Raw genomic sequence first — 3,207 nt, forward strand, 5'->3', positions numbered from 1 at the left:
CCCTTTCGGGTTGGACGGTCGAGCTGGAGGCGGGGCGCTGTGCCCCTCTCTCCTCCTGCCAGCGTCCGGCCGGTGGTCAGCATACATGCGGGAGCCTGGCGACCCATGCTCCCCGGCAGTCTTGCCCACTCATCACTCGTCATGATCGCGCTCTGGCGGGAAGATGGGAGCAGTATGCGGCAGGTTTGGAGGACGGGGATAAGTTCGTGGTGGTGGCTAAAACGTCAGCGGGAGCGGAGGGTTAGCCCTTCGCCACTATGGGGAGGGAGACGACTGCGAGATTTGCACGTTTCGAGCCTGCGACCCCACCCCCTCCTACCTCCCCCATCAAGGGGGAGGTTTCGCTCCACTCGTGGGGCACGATTGAGCCCCATCCACTGAACTGCACCTCCCCCTTGATGGGGGAGGCCGGGAGGGGGTGGGGTCGCTTGCACGTCATCCGGGCTCGCACCCCCAACCTCCCCTTGAATGGGAAGGGCCGTTTAGTGGAGGCCGGGAGATCAGGCCGAGGAGCCGAGCGCCCCTAGCCTTCCAGCCAGGCCACCTGTTCGGGCGTCAGCTTGATGTCGAAGGCCAGCAGGCTATCGTCGAGTTCTCCGAGGGTACGGGGACCAATAAGCGGCACGGACGGGAAGGGCTGGGCCAGCACATAGGCAAGGGCGACGTGGATCGGGTTGTGCCCGAGCTTGTTGGCCAGTTCGATGGCCCGGTCGCGGCGGCCGAAGTTCTGCTCATTGTACCAGACGCGCACCAGCTCTTCATTCTCGCGCTTGTCACGACCGGCGCGGTCGGTGAAGAAGCCGCGGGCCTGGCTCGACCAGGAGAAGTTGGTGACCTGGCGATCCTTGAGCCACTGCTTCCATGCGTCGGTCGACGAGGTGACGCAGCCATCCCAAATCGGATCGAGCATTTCAGCCAGAGCGAAGTTGTTGCTGAGCGCCATCGGCTTGGTCTTGCCGGTGCGTGTCGCATAGGCGATGGCTTCGTCGAAGCGCTCGCGGGTCCAGTTGGAGCCGCCGAACGGCCCGCGAATGCGGCCCTTCTTGACCTCGTCATCCATGGCGTCGACGAACTCGCCGACCGGGATATCGAGATTGTCGCGGTGCATGAAATAGACATCGACATAGTCGGTCTGCAGGCGATCCAGCGACTGGGTCAGCTGCTTGGCGATGACGTCGGGATAGACCAGCGGGCTATGCGCACCCTTGCCGATCAGCACCGCGCCTTCGCGGGTGCCGCGATTGCGATGCCATTCACCGAACAGCTTTTCGGTATAGCCGCTGCCATAGACGAAGGCGGTATCGAGGATATTGCCGCCCTTTTCCCAGAAGGCGTCGAGCAGGATGGCGCCAGAGGCGAAGCTCTTGAAATCCTCAAAGCCCAGCGCGACGGCCGAGGCCTGCTTGGTAAGGCCCGGAATGGAACGCTTGGGAATGACGCCGGTATTGGGGCCGAGCTTGCGGTTGGCCAACGTGTTGACCCGGTTGGCGGATTTTTCGACCGAGAACTCGATGCCCGCATCCTTGCGCCATGCATCCAGCACCCGTGCATTGCCCAGGCTGTCGGCCCAGCTCATGCCCGGCGCGGCCAGTTCCTGCCGCTTGGCAAAGATGGCCTCGGCGGCCGCATCGGCCTCGAAGGAATAGACATGGCGGGTTTCGTTGACGCTGATGGTCTCGGTCTTGCCGCCCTTGATGATGTCGATCTGGCCCAGGCCCGTGGTGCGATCGCCACCGGCGAACCAGAAGTCCGGCACTTCGATGCGGCCTTCCGAGCCATGGATGCGCAGCACATTGTCGAGATTGGCCATGACGGCGCAGGAGACCTGGGCGACGATGCCATTCTCGAAAGTCAGAATGGCGGCGGCCCAGTCATCGGTGCCTTCGGCGTTAAGCTTTGCCGTGCCCGAGACCTTGATCGGGTCCGCAAAGGGCTTGCCCATGGCTGCGCCGGCAATGAAGCGGGACATGGAAACGGGGTAACCGCCCACATCGAGAATGCCACCACCGGCAAGCTTGGAGGCGAACAGGCGGTGCTCGGGCTGGAACTTGCCCATCGAGAAGCCGAAGCTGGACTGGATCATGCGGACTTCGCCGATGACGCCCGAGACGATCAGTTCGCGCAGCTTGGCGGCCTGCGGATGCAGGCGGTACATGAAGGCTTCGCCGGCAAAGGTGCCCGCCTTGCGGTGGGCATGGAACACCGCGTCGATCTCGAAGGACGACAGCGCAAAGGGCTTTTCGACCAGCACATGCTTGCCGGCCTCGGCGGCCTTGATGGCCCATTCGGCGTGGCCGGTATGGGGCACGGCGATATAGACCGCGTCGATCCCGGGGTCGGCCAGCAGGGCGTCATAGCCATGCACGATCCTGGCGCCGGGGAAATCGGTCGCCAGACCCGGCTTGTTGGGGTCGCGCGTGGCGATGGCGGCGAGCACGCCATGCTTGCTGCCGGCAACGCCGCCCTGGAAGGCCTTGGCAATGCTGCCCGGCCCGATAATGCCCCAGCGGATTTTTTCAGACATGAAAATGGTCCTTCTCAAATTCGATTGGCCGGCGACACACCAGCCGTGTTCAATTCACCGGGTCATTCCCGCCGGCGGGGATCTGCGTTTTTCCTGGATGCCTCGCCTAGCGAGGGCTCGCGCTAACGGATGCGGCGCCCCTGGCTGTCGAAGAGGTATGCCTTGTCGGCACTGATCGAGACGGCGATGCTTTCCTTGTCGATTTCGTGCCGCGATTCCTCGCGTTCGATCACCAGCGCTTCGCCGCCGGCATTGGCATAGACATAGCTGGTCGATCCCAGATGCTCGGCCACGTCGACGTCGAGCGTGATGTCGCAATTGCCGGCTCCCGGCCCGCCGAAATGCTCGGCGCGCACGCCCAGAGTGACCTTCTCGCCTACCGCGCCATCGCTCACCGGCAGGGTCAGGCGCGTCCGGCCATGGTTGAGCAGTTCGATAGTCACCCCGGTCTGGCTCTTTTCCACGACTTCGGCGGCGAGGAAGTTCATTTTTGGCGAGCCGATGAAGCCGGCAACGAACTGGTTTGCCGGGTCATCGTAGAGATCGAGCGGCCGACCGACCTGCTCGATGATGCCGTCGCGCAGCACCACGATGGTATCGGCCAGGGTCATGGCCTCGACCTGGTCGTGCGTCACATAGATCATCGTGGTCTGCAGTTCCTTGTGCAGGCGCGCGATCTCGAT

Annotated in this window: 1 protein-coding gene and 1 pseudogene; both read right to left on the reverse strand. The window is 63.5% G+C overall.

Annotation, left to right across the window (positions count from 1 at the left end; genetic code table 11):
- Nucleotides 1-523: 523 nt before the first annotated feature.
- A complete protein-coding gene (locus tag V6M52_RS09095) occupies nt 524-2,530 on the reverse strand; it encodes an aldo/keto reductase (RefSeq protein ID WP_332700787.1) in 2,007 nt (668 codons plus the stop codon).
- A 116-nt stretch (nt 2,531-2,646) separates the two neighbouring features.
- Nucleotides 2,647-3,207: pseudogene (locus V6M52_RS09100) on the reverse strand (sugar ABC transporter ATP-binding protein); the annotation flags it as partial.

This window comes from Devosia sp. (genome assembly GCF_036676215.1).
Classification (GTDB): Bacteria; Pseudomonadota; Alphaproteobacteria; order Rhizobiales; family Devosiaceae; genus Devosia.